The organism is Bartonella sp. PS7NMGDW (assembly GCF_042193585.1).
GTDB lineage: Bacteria > Pseudomonadota > Alphaproteobacteria > Rhizobiales > Rhizobiaceae > Bartonella > Bartonella grahamii.
Map to the genome: position 1 here is coordinate 1 of NZ_JBHILX010000080.1, position 1,189 is coordinate 1,189.

Consider the following 1,189-nt stretch of genomic DNA (forward strand, 5'->3'; position numbering starts at 1 on the left):
GATGGCGAAGAGCAAGTTTGAACGAACAAAACCGCATGTTAATATTGGTACGATTGGTCACGTTGATCATGGGAAGACTTCGTTGACAGCAGCGATTACGAAATATTTTGGTGAATTTAAAGCCTATGATCAAATTGATGCTGCCCCAGAGGAACGCGCACGTGGGATTACTATTTCTACAGCACACGTTGAGTATGAAACGGAAAATCGTCACTATGCGCACGTTGATTGTCCGGGACACGCTGATTATGTGAAGAACATGATCACAGGGGCAGCACAGATGGATGGTGCTATTTTGGTTGTTTCAGCAGCTGATGGTCCAATGCCTCAGACACGTGAGCATATTTTGCTTGCGCGTCAGGTTGGTGTTCCAGCAATTGTTGTTTTTCTTAATAAAGTTGATCAGGTTGATGATGCAGAACTTTTGGAGCTTGTAGAGCTTGAGGTTCGGGAACTTTTATCCAAATATGATTTTCCAGGCGATGATATACCAATTGTTAAGGGTTCTGCTTTAGCAGCTCTTGAGGATAAGGATAAAAGCATTGGTGAAGATGCCGTTCGTCTTTTAATGAGTGAAGTTGATAATTATATTCCAACCCCTGAACGTCCCGTTGATCAACCATTTTTGATGCCGATAGAGGATGTGTTTTCGATTTCGGGTCGTGGAACAGTTGTAACAGGTCGTGTTGAGCGTGGTATTATTAAAGTTGGAGAGGAAATCGAGATTATCGGTATTCGTCCAACGTCTAAGACGACAGTTACAGGCGTTGAAATGTTCCGCAAGCTTTTAGATCAGGGTCAAGCGGGTGATAATATAGGAGCTCTGCTTCGTGGTGTTGACCGTGAAGGGATTGAGCGTGGTCAAGTATTGGCGAAGCCAGGATCTGTTACGCCTCATACACGTTTTAAAGCAGAAGCTTACATTTTGACAAAAGATGAAGGTGGACGTCATACACCATTTTTCACGAATTATCGTCCTCAGTTTTACTTCCGTACGACGGATGTTACAGGTATTGTTACGCTTCCAGAAGGAACGGAAATGGTTATGCCAGGCGACAATGTTGCCATGGATGTTTCGTTGATCGTTCCGATAGCGATGGAAGAGAAGCTTCGTTTTGCTATTCGTGAAGGTGGTCGTACTGTTGGTGCCGGTATCGTCTCTAAGATCATTGAATAAATAATGCTTGTT

At 43.6% G+C, this 1,189-nt stretch carries 1 protein-coding gene; it reads left to right on the forward strand.

Features of this window, described 5'->3' with window-relative positions:
- Position 1 precedes the first annotated feature (1 nt).
- On the forward strand, positions 2–1,177 hold the full coding sequence (gene tuf, locus ACFIKJ_RS09345) for an elongation factor Tu (RefSeq protein ID WP_330167429.1): 1,176 nt from the start codon (positions 2–4) through the stop codon (positions 1,175–1,177).
- Positions 1,178–1,189: the final 12 nt, after the last annotated feature.